The following is a 16,683-nucleotide window of genomic DNA, read 5'->3' on the forward strand; positions in this document are numbered from 1 at the left end:
TTTAATTTGAGTGAAATGAAAAATATAAAAATATTGCTTGGAATCACAGGGATCGCTATTCTGGGTTTAGCGAGCTGTGGTAAAGGTTTTTTGGAAAAGAATACACAAGGACAATTGATAGAAGATCAGGTCGGAATAAAAAAAGGTGTAGAAGCATCGCTGATCGGCACTTATGCTATATTAAATGGGAATGTGAACGGTACCTGGGGTAATTATGCTTCTGCTCCGAGCCAATGGGTATTTGGTGAAATTATTTCAGATAATGCACATAAGGGATCTGTACCTACAGATCAGCCTAATATGAATGCATTGGTGAACTTTTCTCCTATTTCTTCGAATGACAATTTGAGTACAATGTGGCAGGTGTATTATGAGGGCGTGCTTCGTGCTAATACAACATTGAAATTATTAGCGCAGGATCAGAGTTCTAAAAAGACTGTGACTGGGGAGCGTGCTAAGCAGATCGAAGGAGAGGCGAAATTGCTACGTGCCCATTATTATTTTCTACTATGGCGTGTATTTAAAAATATTCCAATTATAAATGAAAATACCCCAATTGAAGAGGCGAAAACTATTAAAAATGATCAGGATATTTTACCGCTGATTGAAAGTGATTTGAAAACAGCTATTGCGAATTTGCCGCTGACGAAAATTAACAATGAGGCTGGACGAATGGATCAAAATGTGGCAAAATCATATTTAGGGAAATTTTATCTTTATCAGAAAAAGTATAGAGAAGCGCTCGATTTGTTTAAGGCTGTCATCGCAGGGAAAGATATTACCGCAATGCCTTATCAGAACAACTATGATGTGTTAAAAGAAGATGGTCCTGAGGCTATTATGGTGTCAAAGCATATAATTAACCCTGATGGTTCGGGTGACAATGCGAATGTTGGAGATATGTTGTCGGGTTTAAATGGTGGCCCTGTTGGATGTTGTGGCTTTTATCAACCTTCCATAGATCTGGTTAATGCGTATAAAGTTGATGCGAATGGACTACCGTTGTTAGATGGTTCTTATCGAAACAATCCGTATACTTCGGATATTCTTTTGACAGGTAAGGACCTTGCTGATTACAAAGTGAATACAAACCTTCAATTCGATCCCCGTCTTGACTATAATGTTGGAAGGAGAGGGGTCATGTATTTAGATTATGGAATTTTTCCTGGCGACGCGTGGTTGAGAGCTGAAGAAGGGCAACGTCCACACGCAGGACCTTTTTCAATTATTAAAACAATGATCCCTAAGGCACTGTTTTCAGGGCATACGTCCAATGATGGTACTTATGTGACAGATCTGGATGTAAATATTATTCGCTTAGCTGATGTCATCTTGATGGCAGCTGAGTGTGAGATCGAGTTGAATAACCTTCCTGAGGCGTTAAAATATGTCAATGCTATTCGAATTAGAGCATCTAAACTACCTGGGAAACTTACAGATAAAGGGGAACCCGCAGCGAAATATAATGTGAAACCTTATCTCGCATTTACTGATCAAGATCATGCTCGGCGAGCTGTGCGTTTTGAGCGTAGATTAGAGCTAGCAATGGAAGGTCATCGTTTTTATGACCTTGTACGTTGGGGTATAGCAAAGGATGTGATAGCAGCTTATTCGACCTTTGAAGGAGGAATCTTGCCAACCTTTAAAGGAATAAATTTCACACCTAACAAAAATGAAATTTTCCCAATACCTCAAGTTGAAATCAATGCGAGTATGGGTAATCTAAAGCAAAACCCCGGTTATTAATAGTTGATATAGAGACAGCAAAAGGAGGAGTGAATTTCCTCCTTTTGCCGTTTTAAATGATTTGTATGTTAATTTTGGCAATAGGAGAAAAGGAGTTGTTGCTCTTTTTTGTATGTTTGAACCAATGAAAAATTTCTTGCGCACGATATTGCTGCTTTGGCTTATCCCATTTTCTACCCTTATTGTAAAGTCACAGGATTTTGAAGACGTCTATCGGATGCTTCAGGAATCCAAAATATTAAATGATCATTTCTATGGGTTTTCACTGTACGACTTAAACGCCAATAAGTTTGTCCTGGACGTCAATGGTAATAAGCATTTTACTCCAGCTTCAAATACCAAAATGTATACAACCTATGCCGCGTTGGAGCTGTTGGGTGACTCCATCCCTGGGTTGGAGTATGTGGAAAGGGGTGACTCCCTGTTGATCTGGGGAACAGGAGATCCGACCTTTTTGCATAATAGACTCGATACGCGGGTGGTCTATAACTTTCTGAAAAGAACGAACAAAACGATTTATGTTGTGCCCGGGACAATGAAAAATAAGTTCTATGCTCACGGTTGGGCAATGGAGGATTTCGAAGCATACTATCAGCCTGAGATAAGCACTTTCCCGATTTATGGCAATGTGGTCACTTTCCGTCAAAGAGGGTATAATCATTTAAATACTTCTCCTGGGATTTTTCAGAATGACCTGAATTTTTTACCTGAACCTAAATCAGGTGATTTTGAACTTTCCCGCTCGTTTCGGAGCAATGTTTTTTGGATGTCGAAACGCCCTGTGCCAAACGATTATGTCAATGAAGTGCCTTTTATCTATTCAGATAGTCTATTTGTAAAATTGTTGTCAGATACGCTAGGCAAGAAGGTAAATCTGCTGACCTATAAAAAGCCAAATGATACAAAAATATTGTATTCCGGAGAGACCAAAAATCTGATTCGGGAGATGATGTTGCCAAGTGATAATTTTATCGCTGAACAATTTTTGATGATGTGCTCATGGAAGCAGTATGGCCAATTTGATACCTATCTAGTTCGGGACTGGATGAAAAATAAGGTCTATAAGTTCTTTTCGAATGAAGTGGCGATTTTTGATGGATCGGGATTGTCTTCCTATAACAAGGTCACGCCACAGAATAATGTGGATTTGCTGGTGCTTTTGAAAAATAAGATCCCGGACGAAAAGGTGCGTTTTCGGCTGTTTCCTGCTGGTGGGGTGGATGGTACGTTGAAAAGAACCTATGGGAAAGACCAGGGCGAACCTTTTGTTTTCGCAAAAACCGGAACAATTACGTCTGTCTATAACCAGAGTGGTTATCTGGTCACAAGATCGGGAAGACGGCTTGCTTTCTCTTTTATGAATAATAATTATATTGATGATCGCGCAAGTGTAATTCGTAAAGAAATGGCTAAAATAATTACTTATATTCGTCAAACTTATTAAGCCAATTTAAATGGAAGCAATTGTAAAAAACAATAAAAAACTGATTCGTTCATGGGCGATGTTTGATTGGGCCAATTCCGCTTACAACCTCGTGATTACTTCAACCATTTTCCCCGTATACTATACCGCAATTACAACGACAAAGGAACATGGTGATGTTGTTAATTTCTTTGGTTTGAAGATTGTCAATACTGCGCTTTCTAATTTTGCTCTGGCTGCGGCTTATTTGTTAATGTCATTTTCTTTGCCTTTTATATCATCCTATGCGGATGCTAAAGGATTGAAGAAACCGATTATGAAATTCTTTACTTATGTGGGAGCAATTTCATGTATGTGTCTGTTTTTCTTCAAACTCGATACTCTGGAGATCGGTATTATCTGTTTCGCTTTGGCTGCAATGGGTTATATCGGTGGGGTGCTGTTTAATAATTCCTACTTACCACTGTTAGCAACTGTAGATCAACAGGATCGGGTGAGCGCGCAAGGATTTGCTTTTGGCTACATCGGTTGTGTGACCTTACAGATACTTTGTTTTATCGTAGTATTGAAACCGGAGTGGTTTGGTATTACTGACCCGTCTTTGCCTGCCCGGATCTCTTTTCTGATGGTGGGACTGTGGTGGTTGGGCTTTTCCATGATTCCATTTAAATATTTACCTAAAATTGAAGCCACTGGCAATAATATCGGGAAAAGCTTTGTACAGAATGTGCGGGATGAGTTTGGCCATGTGATTCATAAAATTAAAGGTATACCCGAAATAAAGCAGTTTCTACCCGCTTTTTTCTTCTACGCGATCGGGGTGCAGACATTGATGATCGTCGCATCCTCATTTGGAGAGAAAATTCTTCATCTGGGGGCTGAGCGATTAATTGCAACAATTCTTTTAATTCAACTTGTAGCGATCTTAGGTGCATTTTTGATGTCGTACCTATCCAAACTTTTTGGAAATATTAAGGTGCTGATCGTCGTTGTGATGATCTGGATTGCAATTTGTATCGCTGCATTCTACTTGGCTACAGCAATGCAGTTTTATATTATTGCCGCATTGGTCGGCTTGGTTATGGGCGGAATTCAATCTTTATCGCGGTCAACCTATTCCAAATTGATCCCAACGGATATCAAGGATACGACGGCTTTTTTCTCCTTTTATGATGTTACAGAAAAGGTGGCTATCGTCATTGGCTTGTTCTCCTTTGGCCTGATAGAACAGATCACACATAATATTCGCTATTCTGCACTGGTACTTTCTTTATTTTTTGTAATCGGATTGTTACTTTTGGTGCGGATATTAATATCCAATAAATCTTAATTTTATTGATTGAATTAAATATGAAGGTAGAACTTTTTGTTCCTTGTTTTATAGATCAGCTTTATCCAGAAACCGCTTTTAACACGGTCCGTTTATTGGAGAAGGTGGGTTGTGAGGTGAATTATAATCCTGATCAGACTTGCTGTGGGCAACCAGCTTATAACGCTGGTTTTTGGGACGATGCGAAGCAGGTAGGAAAGAAGTTTTTAGAAGATTTTTCGGGAGATCATGTCATTATTTCTCCTTCGGCCTCCTGTACCGGTATGGTCAGAAATGGTTATAGCGATCTGTTCGCAAATTCTGCAGATTCCCACCAATGTCATAAAATACAACAACAGGTCATGGAGATTTCCGATTTCCTAGTCAATGTATTGAAAAAGGATTATTTTGGAGCTGAATTGGAAGGTGTTGGGGTGTATCATGACTCTTGTTCAGCCCTACGTGAGTGCAAGATCAAGGATGAGCCGAGAAAATTACTTAGCAAGGTGTTGGGATTGGAAATGGTGGAAGTAAAAGATAGTGAAACCTGTTGCGGTTTTGGTGGAAGTTTTGCTGTCAAGTTTGAGGGGATATCGGCCGCCATGGCGGAACAGAAAGTCAGGAATGCCATGGCATTGAATGCTGATTATATTATTTCGACAGATTCGTCTTGCCTGTTGCAACTGCAGGCGTATATTGATAAACATAAATTACCCATCCAGACCATGCATCTCGTGGACGTACTGACTACTGGTTGGGGAAATATATAAATAACACACTTTAAATCTAAACACATGAATTCTAGAAGAGATTTTCTTAAAAACCTTGCATTAGCCTCTGCTGGTGTAGCATTGGCGCCATCATTGGAGAGCTTTGCTGTAGCAAAGAAAGACTGGTTTGACATTTCCTTGGCTGAATGGTCATTGCATAAAACTTTATTTAAAGGTGATCTGAACAATTTGGATTTCCCGGTTATAGCTGCAAAAAAATATGGTATCTATGGTGTAGAGTATGTGAATCAATTCTTTAAAGACAAGGCTAATGATAACAATTACCTGACTGAACTGAACATGCGTGCAAAGGATAATGGTGTAAGGAATGTGTTGATCATGATTGATGGTGAGGGAAATCTTGGTGACGAAGATGAAACTAAAAGAAAACAGGCTGTACAAAATCACTATAAATGGATTTCTGCCGCGAACTTTTTGGGTTGCCATGCCATCCGCGTAAACGCTGCTGGTAAAGGTACACCGGATGAAGTAAGCAAACGTGTGGTAGAGAGTTTAACTACGCTGTCGGATATCGGAAAAAAAGCAGGTATCAGTATTATCGTTGAAAATCATGGTGGTATTTCCTCGCATGGTGACTGGTTGGCTAAAACCCTGAAAGCTGTAGGAAGCAAATATTGTGGAAGCTTACCTGATTTGGGTAATTTCTATGAATATGACCGTTATCAAGGTGTGACAGATTTAATGCCTTATGCGCATGGTGTAAGCGCGAAAACACATGATTTTGATGCGAATGGTAATGAAACCCAAATTGACTATGAGCGTATGTTGAAAATCGTGAAAAAGGCGAAATTCAAAGGATATGTTGGGATTGAGTACGAAGGAAGTAAATTGAGTGAAGAGGAAGGAATCTTCGCAACTAAAAAATTATTGGAGCGTTTGCGTCCATTGATTTAATATAAAAGTATATAAACAAAGTTCTTTTCATGCTATTGAAAAGAACTTTGTTTTTAACTGAGAATTTAATTGATAGGAGATATCCTATTAAAGTAAATCTAAATTTTGTCCATATTATTTTGTCGAATAATTTGATTGTAGCACACTGCTTTAGTAGCCTATGAATGTAGGATGACCTGGGCTGGATAGTATTGGATAAATTGAAATCACACGACCTGATATTGAAAAATAACGATTAGAAAAACATGAATTTTGAAAAAGATGCTGTTCTGGAATCTCACTTAAATCAAGTGGGTGCTGAACGAGTATTGGTGAAGGGGCATCCCGCTGGATTATTTGTCTTGTTTTTTACGGAGATGTGGGAGCGTTTTAGTTACTATGGCATGCGCGCGCTATTGGTAAACTTTCTGGTTTCGACGATTGCGCAACATGGCTGGGGCTGGACAAATTCGGAGGCCATGAAGCTGTACGGTCTGTATACGGGGATGGTCTTTTTAACGCCTTTATTCGGTGGAATTATTGCGGATCGTCTGACAGGATATAAAAAGTCTATCATGGTGGGGGCGATCATCATGACCCTGGGCCATATTTCGATGGCCATGGAGGGATTTAATAAAAATTTCTTTCTGGCGGGATTGATCCTTATTGTGCTGGGAAATGGTTTGTTCAAGCCCAATATATCTTCTATGGTGGGTAAATTATATCCTGATAAGGGCGGTAAAAAAGATGCCGGATATACGATTTTCTATATGGGGATCAATGGTGGGGCCTTTTTGGGCATGATGCTGTGCGGTTATATTGGCGAGAAAATAGGCTGGCATTATGGCTTTGGACTTGCAGGTATATTTATGTTTCTGGGCATGTTGCAGTTTTACTTTGCACAACGCATTTTTGGGAAAATAGGGGATACGCCAGAAAAAGAAAGCACTGTTTCGGAAAAATTAAATCAGGACGATGAACAGCCAAAGCATATTGTACGGGATCGGCTATTGGTCATTGCGATTTTTATGTTTTCAAGTATTGTGTTCCATTTGGCTTTTGAACAGGCCGGAGGTTCGATGACCATATTTGCCAAAAACTATACCCAGCGTGTATTGAGCGGAGATGTTGCCACCATTTTTAAATGGGCAGATTTCGCGTTAACTATTGTACCTATTGTTGTGATTACCGGAGTACTCTTTGTATTGGCGAAGAAAATCATTCGTAAATACCCCTTAATCATACTCTTTTCCAGTATCTCATTTGTGATTATCTGGTCGTTGTGTCTATGGAAGGTTTACCGTGAATATCATGGCATGAATTCGGAAGTGACCGTGTCCTGGTTTCCCATGCTCAATTCTTTCTTTATCATAACGCTAGCAACTTCATTCAGTAAGATCTGGGAGCGTGTATGGAATCCTTCTGGCCCGATTAAGTTCGCGATGGGGCTAACCTTGGTCGGTGTTGGGTTTGCGGCCTTAGCAATAGGGAGTGCAGAGATTCCAACAGGGGCAAAGACAGCTTCGGTCAGTATGATCTGGTTGGTATTGGCTTACTTTTTTCATACAGTGGGTGAGCTGTGCATTGGCCCCGTGGGCTTGTCGTATGTGAGTAAATTGTCACCAAAGAAATTCCTGGGGCTGTTATTCGGTTTTTGGTTTTGTGCCAATGCCATCGCTAATTTTATCGGTGGATTTATTGGTTCTTATATTGATAAGATAACCGAATCACATTCCATGTCGTTTTTCTTTGCCGTGTTTACGGTCATACCTATGATAGCGGCTGTATTTCTGTTGCTCGGTAATAAAAAAATAAAAAAGATGATGCATGGGATTGATTAATTCATAGAAAAATAGTGTATCTTCATGCGATTTTTATCAAATTAAAAACAAAACCTGAGTTATAAAACAATTATTGAAATTATATGAATCAAGAAAAAGATCAAGTTCTTGTAGCACATCTGGCCAAGCAGGGGATAGATGACAAGATGGTAAATGGGCATCCTGCCGGATTATTTGTGCTGTTCTTTACGGAAATGTGGGAGCGTTTTAGCTATTATGGAATGCGTGCGCTATTGACCTTATTTTTAATCAGTACGATCGCTGATGGGGGATGGGAATGGAGCAATGAGCGTGCAATGAAGTTATATGGTTTATATACAGGTTTTGTTTATTTGACCCCGTTGATCGGTGGTATGATTGCAGATAAATTGACCGGTTTTAAAAAAGCCATCTTGATCGGTGCATTGATTATGACGCTGGGTCATCTATCCATGGCATTTGAGGCTGTCAATTCAGGCTTCTTTTTCTTAGGTCTACTCTTGATGATCTTGGGAAATGGGATGTTCAAACCAAATATTTCCTCGATGGTTGGAAATCTATATCCGGATAAAAGCGCGAAGAAAGATGCTGGTTACACGATTTTCTATATGGGTATCAATGCTGGTTCATTTTTGGGAATGCTTTTGTGTGGTTATATTGGTGAGAAGATCGGCTGGCACTATGGATTTGGTTTAGCAGGGGTTTTCATGTTTTTTGGAATGTTACAATTCTATTTTGGACAGAAAATATTCGGAATTATTGGCGATACTCCCAAAGCTCTACAGGCTCATCACGACGAGAAAGTGAAAAATAATGAAGAGGTTGATGAGGTTATACCCGGTAATGTCGTTAGAGACCGCCTTATTGTGGTGACAATATTCATGCTTGCCAGTGTGGTGTTCTTTTTATCTTTTGAGCAAGCCGGAGGTTCCATGTCTATTTTTGCCAAAGATTATACACAGCGTGTACTTTCGGGGGACTCAGCAGTGGCCTTTAAATGGATTGATACTATCTTAACGATTGTTCCTATTGTTATTGTAACTATTGTATTGACCGCACTAGCCAGAAAGATCTATAAACAATATCCATTGACGATTTTGTTTACAGCGATTTCTTTTGGTATTATCTGGTGCTTGGGCTTATGGAAAGTATTTCGTGAGATCGGTATAACAGGTTCGGAAGTTGGTGCCTCTTGGTTCCAGATATTAAATGCCTTTTTTATTATTTCGTTAGCATCCTCTTTCAGTAAATTCTGGGAAAAAATATGGAATCCTTCGGGACCCGTAAAATTCGCTATGGGTTTGATCTTGGTCGGTATTGGTTTTGCAGCCCTGGCTTACGGTGCAAATGATATTCCACAGGGAGCTAAAACAGCTTCAGTGAGTATGATATGGCTTGTTATCGCTTATTTCTTCCACTCAGCGGGAGAACTTTGTTTGTCACCTGTAGGACTTTCTTATGTAAGTAAACTCTCTCCAAAGAAGTTTTTAGGCTTACTTTTTGGCTGTTGGTTCTGTGCTTCAGCTATCGCTAATTTTATCGGTGGATTTTTAGGTTCGTATATTGATAAAATTACAGCAGAGCATTCGATGTCTTATTTCTTCATGATCTTTGCAATCGTTCCAGCTGTGACAGCATTATTATTAATCGTTTTCAATCCTATTTTGAAAAAGATGATGCATGGCATCAACTAAGATAACTGTCTTAAAATTAGAATAACAATAAAGGGCCGATCATAATTGATCGGCCCTTTATTGTTATTGAAAGTGATAAACTTCGTTTTATTCCTCGATTTTTAATAACAGCTTATCTATACGATTGCCATCCATGTCCAATACTTCAAATACCATATTTTTGAAGCGTACACGTTCGCCCTCCTCAGGAACGTGATCCAGTAATAAAAATACCAAGCCTCCGACTGTCGTGACATTGTTGATGTCGTCCTCATCTTCTTCGGAAAGACCTATTTCAAATTCATCCAGGAGATCCTCGATCTGATATTGGCCATCGACAACATAGTCGCCGCTTTCCATTTGACGCATTTTGGGGCGTACACTGATGTCGCTTTCGGTAATGTTACCAACGAGGTCTCCTACAATATCGCGTAGTGTAATAATACCCTGTGGAGAGCCATATTCGTCGATAACCACTGCTTGATGCACCTGCGATGTTCTCAGCGTATTCATAATACTATATGAAGGACTGAATTCGTTGACAAATTTGATCGGCAATAGAAGTTCCCTGAGATCAAAGGGTTTGTTTTGAAAACATTGTCTAAGCAGCGATTTGACATGAACAACACCTTTGATATTATCCAGTCCACCTTCGCAAACAGGATAAATGGAATGGTCATTGTCAAGGATAATCTGCCTGTTTTCCTCAAAACTATCCTCAAGATCCAGAAATACAATGTTCTTGCGGTGGGTCATCAGATTGATCGCTTTTTTGTCGCCTAAACTGAGGAGACGATCCACGATATCGTGTTCAATGCCTTCAATCACGCCACTATCGACCCCCTCGTCGACCAATGCCTTGATCTCTTCTTCAGTCACACTGTTTCCCGTACTTTTGATATTGAGGATCTTGACAATAAACTCAGTAGAGGCACTCAATAACCAGACAAATGGTCTGACAATCTTGCTGAGCAAGTTCATGGGGTAAGCAATGAACATGGCGTATTTTTCAGGGATAGCCATACCAATACGCTTGGGTACCAGTTCGCCAAGAACCAATGAAAAATAGGTAATGATCAGCACCACCAAAACAACCGCTAGCTCGTGGCTATAGGGTGCGAGTATGCTCGATTTATTAAAAACTTCGATCAGGTAGGCGGAGATGCTACCACCCGAAAAGAAACCTGTTAAGATACCAATTAGCGTAATCCCAATTTGTACTGTGGATAGGAAGCTATTGGGGGATTCCTTGAGATGTAGTGCAATCTTGGCAGCTGGATTATTCTTATCGCTCTCGGCCTGTAAGCGCGCCTTTCTGCTGGAAACAATTGAAATTTCGGAAGCAGACAGGATTCCATTTAAGATGATTAGTACTAAGATTATAATTGCTTCGGTGAGCATAATGTTATGGAAAAATTGTTTGTGAACGCTAATTTAAGAAAAAGGCAGCCTAAATGGTAGAACTATCGGTATTATATTAAATACCATAACGAAAGAAGCTGTATCTTTTCGGGATACAGCTTCTTTCGTTATGGTATTTTTCGATATTACATACCGCTATCGTCAAGCATAAAGGTGTTTTTCTTTGTCTTCCATTTTCCTTTTGTGAAATCTGGGAACTCTAACGTTTTATTACCTTTTTTGATAGATTCTGTAGAAAGTGGGAATACCGCACTCATCGTTACTGAATCATAAACGTCAATTGGCGTTTGAACTTTTTGTTTTACAGCTTGGATAAATGCATTGAATACAAACCAGTCCATACCACCGTGACCTGAACCAGTTGCTAGTTCTTCGTATTTCTTCCAGATAGGGTGATCATATTTTTTAACCCATTCGTCTGCCGGATCCCAAGTGTGGGGTTTTGATTTACCTTCGATATGGATACCTTTAGCGACGTCCATCCAGATACCATCTGTACCCTGTACACGGAAACCGATAGAATATGGTCTTGGTAAGTGGGTATCATGTGTCAACAACATAGTTTCACCATTCGCACATTGTAACATCGTTTGTGTAATGTCACCGTTTTTATAGTTCAGCTTGCTGTTTGCATGCCCTGGTGATACTTTATTTACATAGGCTGCCAAACCACGTGCCTTACTTGAGTAAGATGTAATGTGTGTAAATCTATTGCCTTTGTTGATATCAACAAATTGCATGATTGGACCTAAACCATGTGTTGGGTAAAGGTCACCATCTTGGTCTATGTTGAACTGTGTACGCCATTGTGCTTCAGAAAGTGCTTTAGGTCCATATTCTACACCATGACCGTAATAACTCTTTCCATCATTGAATAGAACTTCGCGTAAATCATGTTGATAGCCACCTTCAAGATGTAACAATTCGCCGAATAAGCCTTGTCTGTGCATATTTAGTACAGCAAGCACATCACGACGGAAGGCAACATTTTCCAATGTCATGTAAGGTTTGCCTGTCTCTTCAGAAGCTTTTACGACATCCCAGTGATCTTGTACTGTTAAACCTGCGATAACCTCACAACCTACATATAAACCCGCTTTCATGGCATCAATAGCTTGGTCTTTGTGAAATTGCCAAGGTGTTGCGATGATAACGGCATCTAATTTTTCGCTGCTCAACATTTTTTTGTAAGCATCAACGCCTCCAGTATACTCTTTCGGAAGTTTGGTGCCTTTCTCATTGAACTGTTTACGGCATTGTGCAAGAGATTCTTCTTGTGTATCACATACTGCCACAATTTCTAAGTCGTCTCTATGTAAGGCAATCTGAACGTGATTACGTCCGCGAAGGCCAACCCCGATAAAGCCGATTTTTATCTTCCCGTTTGTTTGAGCGAATAGGTCTGTGCTTGAAAGAACGCCGATTCCAGCGGTAGTGATGGCAGTTGATTTAATGAAATTTCTTCTATCCATTGTTTTGAGATATGAGGAGTTTGTATATTAGTTATTTATCTTACAATAAGAACCGTCTATGTGACTGGCTCTTATCAACAAATATATTATTTCATTTGCTATAAATGAAAGTGCAAACGATTGTTTAAATTTATTAAATTTCATGCAATCGTTTGATTGAAATAAAAATTATCATTTATTAATTCAATTTATGATATTGCAAGCACATTGATGATTTAAAAAACATAGTTTAATGTCTGATTTTAACCAATTAGTAGTAGAGAACGCAGCAAAACAATTTACATTAGAAGGAGATATCATTTCAGTGCAGCCTTTTGGTTCTGGTCATATCAATGATACTTATCGTGTAATTACCTCCATAGATAGCGGGATATCGCATTTATTGCAACGCATTAATCATCACGTTTTTCCAAATGTGGACGGCTTGATGCATAATATTGAAATAGTAACAAAACACCTCAGTAAAAAAGTAAAAGTTGCCGAAGGCAAACAGGTTAGTGATCATGTTCTGACGATCATTCCTACACTGGAGGGCAAGTTATATACAACGGATAGTACCGGGAATTACTGGCGTATGTTTATCCTGATCGAGGATACGAAGAGTTATGATATTGTAGAGACAGAAGTGCAGGCCGCAGAAGGCGGACGTGCTTTTGGACTGTTCCAGAAACAGCTTTCTGACCTGGATGCTTCCCGTATTGTGGAGGTACTTCCTAATTTTCATAATGTGGAATTCCGACTTGATAACCTGAGAAAGGCTATCGCAAAAGATGTCTGCCAACGTGTTCGTCTGGTGCAAGATAAGCTGGATTTTATCTTTAACCGTGAAGACCGCATGAAGACGATTCTGGATTTGGGAAATAAAGGTGCATTGCCGCTACGTATCACACATAACGATACAAAGTTTAACAATGTATTGTTGGATGTTCATGATAAAATGCAATGTGTAATCGATCTGGATACAGTTATGCCAGGGTATGTGGCTTATGATTTTGGGGATGCCATCCGCACCATTATTAATCCCGTTGCTGAAGATGAGAAGGATATATCGAAAATCATACTGAACCTTTCGTTGTATAAGGCTTATGCGGAAGGGTATTTGGAAGAAGCAAACGAATTTTTGACGACACTGGAAAAAGAAACTTTAGTGGATGGCGCATTTTTGTTGCCTTATATGCAAGGTGTACGTTTCTTGACCGATTATCTCGAGGGTGACCACTATTATAAAACCAAATATGACGAACATAATTTGGTACGCACCAATACACAGCTGAAATTGGTAGAGGAGATGGAAAAGAATGAGGAATTTATGAGAAAGGTAATTTTTGATTGTATTTAACGATTTTATACCTTTAATATTTTGAGAAGCTTCCATCTGATGATGAAGCTTCTTTTTCTTAACTTTATTGTATATGAAGAAACTAACCATTCTGCCTATTGCATCAGATTTGACCGGCAGTCACAATTTTAATCAGCTTTCGGATCTTGTCAAAGATTTGGAATGGAATACATTGGAATATAGTAATTGGAGCGAGTCGTATCCTTACAAGCCGCAGGTGCGATTTAAAATTGGTTACACGCAAAAAGCATTGCTGTTACAGTTTGATGTCGCAGAAGAGCAATTGCGTGGAAATTATGCGGAGGTGAATCAAAATGTATGGGAGGATAGTTGTGTAGAACTTTTCGTTTCGTTTGACGATCGTAAGCATTATTATAATATTGAGTTTAATTTGATAGGAACAGGACTGATCGGCTACGGAACTCCTGATAAATCAACGAGAAACAGGCTCAGTGTGGCGGAGATTGAGACGGTGCAGGCATTCTCCATGATTGAACGGCATAGTGGTACTGACAGACGTTGGAGTATGATCCAGGTCATTCCACTGGCTGTCTTTAAATTTAATGATACAAGTGATCTGAAAGGGAAGAAAATACATGGGAACTTTTACAAGTGTGGTGACAACCTAAAAAATCCGCATTTTCTGTCATGGAATAAAGTAGATAATCCAACTCCTAATTTCCATTTACCTCAATTCTTTGGGGAATTGATTTTTGGATAGAAGTTGGATTATTAAAATGTTGATGCTTATTGGTAAACAGATTCTTTTTTGAATTTTTTTGCCAATAAAGCATACACCAAAACACGGTATTTATTTTTATTGGATTTACCAATAGCGGTAATAACCTCTTCTAATGCCTTGTCTAAATCAGGACCATCTTTAAGACCTAATTTTTTGATCAGGAAATTTTGCTTGACACGATTAAGCTCCTCGGGATCTGATGCTGCAATAGTTTCTGAATCTGCATTGTAAATGGAAGGTCCCATTCCTTTTGTCACTTTTGCAATAAACGCATCATCTAGTGATAGACCAAGTTTTTTGGATTCTGCAGTATATGCAGCAATTTTTTCATCTAATTTGCTCATAATTATGTAAATGATTTAATTGTAGTAAGTTAAGTTAGGAGAAAAAACTTGGAAAACAAAATAATTCTTGGGGGATAAATAAAGATTGTTACATTTGTAACCGTTTAAGTGCCGGTAACTGAAAGTGTGGAAAAATTCAGCGAATTATTCTTTGCAATTGTTGCAAATTACATTTTTATAAATTATCTTTGCACCTCAATAATTGAATATACGTAATCATAATAATAATGAAAAAAGATTTGCATCCTTCAAATTACAGATTAGTTGTATTTAAAGATATGTCAAACGACTATGCTTTTATTACTAAATCTTGTGTTGACACGAAAGAGACTATTCAGTGGGAAGATGGTAATGAGTATCCAGTTGTAAAATTAGAGATTTCTCATACATCACACCCTTTCTATACAGGTAAAATGAAATTGGTTGATACTGCTGGACGTATCGACAAATTCCGTAGCCGTTACAACAAAAAATAATTGTAGCAGATCTGTATATTACAATATTAAGAACTCGATAAATGTTATTTGTCGGGTTTTTTTTGTTATTTTTATTTTGTGAAAATCTTTTTTGTAGATTGTTTTGATGCTATCCGACCGTTGGATAAGCTCACTTTCCCGCTGACTTCTTTTGATAAAAAGAGTTTATATCCTTTTACCTTTATTAAATCCTGTCTTGACTTGCGTGTCGGTATACTGTCGCTAAGAGAGAAATGGAATAGCTTGGCTCAGGTGTTCAAATTAGAGCTTGTTGTAGGTGATGTTCTGGAACATGGTATTGTGTGCCTGTCTGAGAATATTATTCCATCTGAGGGCTTATTGCGGGTTATTACTGCAATGGAAGCGGGAGATGCCCTGCAACAAAATGGAACAGTCTTCGCCTGGCGATATCATCAAGAGGGTGTCTTTAAACTAAAGGATGCTGATGATACCATATCTTTGTTGAAAGGGGTAGAGGATCTGTTTTTATTAACGGGCGCTGAAATTGTCAATGATTTCAATCTTTTAGCAAAAAAGACAGCTGCTGCGACTGTCTCTCCGACAAACCAGCTGCTGGGTACAGATTTTTACATTGCTGAACAGGTCACGATGGAGTGTGTGACACTCAACTCGACCACCGGACCCATTTATATTGATGAAGGTGTTACAATTATGGAAGGGGCGCATCTCCGGGGACCTTTATACCTAGGGAAGGGGGCTGTCGTGAAAATGGGCGCAACAATCTATGGGAATGTATCTGTTGGTAAGCAGAGCGTTGTAGGTGGTGAAGTGGGTAATTCAGTTATTGGTGACTTCTCCGCAAAAGGTCATCACGGCTATTTGGGCTGTTCGGTCATTGGTGACTGGTGTAATCTCGGTGCAGGAACATCCAATTCAAATCTAAAAAACAATCTAAAAACGGTTGCGATTTATGATTATAAACTGGAAGACTTTAGAGATACAGGCTTATTGAAGTGTGGTGTCTTTATAGGTGACTATACACGAGCGGGGATCAACTCATCTTTCAATACCGGAACCGTAATTGGAATTGCAAGTATGCTAGCAGATACAAGTTTTTATGCTAAATTTGTACCGTCGTTTGCCTGGGTGTTCAATGGGGATACACAGATCTATAACTTTGATAAGTTTATGGCGTATCTGGAAGCACTATATATATCGAAAAATGAGGAACTACCGGAACGGCTCATAAGGGAATTGAATCAACTTAACAAAAAATATAATTAAATCGTAAA

At 39.1% G+C, this 16,683-nt stretch carries 14 protein-coding genes; 11 read left to right on the top strand and 3 right to left on the bottom strand.

Annotated features, from left to right (window positions below):
- Positions 1-15: 15 nt before the first annotated feature.
- From M2408_RS25770 to M2408_RS25800, 7 genes are all read left to right on the top strand, one after another.
- Positions 16-1,746, top strand: a complete 1,731-nt coding sequence (locus tag M2408_RS25770) for a RagB/SusD family nutrient uptake outer membrane protein (RefSeq protein WP_259187451.1) — start codon at positions 16-18, stop codon at positions 1,744-1,746.
- Positions 1,747-1,870: 124 nt separating this feature from the next.
- Positions 1,871-3,190: a D-alanyl-D-alanine carboxypeptidase/D-alanyl-D-alanine-endopeptidase gene (locus tag M2408_RS25775; RefSeq protein ID WP_259187452.1), complete on the top strand. Its 1,320-nt coding sequence runs from the start codon at positions 1,871-1,873 to the stop codon at positions 3,188-3,190.
- Positions 3,191-3,200: 10 nt separating this feature from the next.
- The gene (locus M2408_RS25780; RefSeq protein WP_259187454.1) at positions 3,201-4,499 is read left to right on the top strand and encodes an MFS transporter; all 1,299 of its coding nucleotides are present in this window, start codon (positions 3,201-3,203) and stop codon (positions 4,497-4,499) included.
- A gap of 20 nt (positions 4,500-4,519) precedes the next feature.
- A complete protein-coding gene (locus tag M2408_RS25785) occupies positions 4,520-5,248 on the top strand; it encodes a (Fe-S)-binding protein (protein WP_259187456.1) in 729 nt (242 codons plus the stop codon).
- 24 nt (positions 5,249-5,272) lie between these two features.
- The gene (locus M2408_RS25790; protein ID WP_259187457.1) at positions 5,273-6,163 is read left to right on the top strand and encodes a TIM barrel protein; all 891 of its coding nucleotides are present in this window, start codon (positions 5,273-5,275) and stop codon (positions 6,161-6,163) included.
- Between the two features lie 245 nt (positions 6,164-6,408).
- Positions 6,409-7,983, top strand: a complete 1,575-nt coding sequence (locus M2408_RS25795; protein WP_259187458.1) for a peptide MFS transporter — start codon at positions 6,409-6,411, stop codon at positions 7,981-7,983.
- Between the two features lie 83 nt (positions 7,984-8,066).
- Entirely contained in the window at positions 8,067-9,656 is a 1,590-nt protein-coding gene (locus M2408_RS25800) for a peptide MFS transporter (protein ID WP_259187459.1), read from the top strand.
- Positions 9,657-9,743: 87 nt separating this feature from the next.
- On the opposite strand, the gene M2408_RS25805 is transcribed toward M2408_RS25800, so the two are convergent.
- Together M2408_RS25805 and M2408_RS25810 are read right to left on the bottom strand one after the other, a co-directional pair.
- Positions 9,744-11,036, bottom strand: a complete 1,293-nt coding sequence (locus M2408_RS25805) for a hemolysin family protein (RefSeq protein ID WP_259187460.1) — start codon at positions 11,034-11,036, stop codon at positions 9,744-9,746.
- 146 nt (positions 11,037-11,182) lie between these two features.
- Complete coding sequence (locus M2408_RS25810; RefSeq protein ID WP_259187461.1) at positions 11,183-12,529, bottom strand: Gfo/Idh/MocA family protein; 1,347 nt, start codon at positions 12,527-12,529, stop codon at positions 11,183-11,185.
- A gap of 232 nt (positions 12,530-12,761) precedes the next feature.
- Between M2408_RS25810 and M2408_RS25815 the strand changes: the two genes are divergently transcribed.
- Together M2408_RS25815 and M2408_RS25820 are read left to right on the top strand one after the other, a co-directional pair.
- Positions 12,762-13,868, top strand: coding sequence for a phosphotransferase enzyme family protein (locus M2408_RS25815; RefSeq protein WP_259187462.1), 1,107 nt, complete (start codon positions 12,762-12,764; stop codon positions 13,866-13,868).
- Positions 13,869-13,941: 73 nt separating this feature from the next.
- Positions 13,942-14,589, top strand: a complete 648-nt coding sequence (locus M2408_RS25820) for a carbohydrate-binding family 9-like protein (RefSeq protein WP_259187463.1) — start codon at positions 13,942-13,944, stop codon at positions 14,587-14,589.
- A gap of 26 nt (positions 14,590-14,615) precedes the next feature.
- Here the strand turns inward: M2408_RS25820 and M2408_RS25825 are convergent, their stop codons facing one another.
- On the bottom strand, positions 14,616-14,954 hold the full coding sequence (locus M2408_RS25825) for a DUF2853 family protein (protein WP_223585151.1): 339 nt from the start codon (positions 14,952-14,954) through the stop codon (positions 14,616-14,618).
- Between the two features lie 227 nt (positions 14,955-15,181).
- Between M2408_RS25825 and M2408_RS25830 the strand changes: the two genes are divergently transcribed.
- Both M2408_RS25830 and M2408_RS25835 read left to right on the top strand, forming a co-directional pair.
- A complete protein-coding gene (locus M2408_RS25830; RefSeq protein WP_077437478.1) occupies positions 15,182-15,430 on the top strand; it encodes a type B 50S ribosomal protein L31 in 249 nt (82 codons plus the stop codon).
- A 78-nt stretch (positions 15,431-15,508) separates the two neighbouring features.
- Entirely contained in the window at positions 15,509-16,675 is a 1,167-nt protein-coding gene (locus M2408_RS25835; RefSeq protein ID WP_259187464.1) for a putative sugar nucleotidyl transferase, read from the top strand.
- Positions 16,676-16,683 lie beyond the last annotated feature (8 nt).

Source organism: Sphingobacterium sp. BIGb0165, from assembly GCF_024810095.1.
Classification (GTDB): Bacteria; Bacteroidota; Bacteroidia; order Sphingobacteriales; family Sphingobacteriaceae; genus Sphingobacterium; species Sphingobacterium detergens.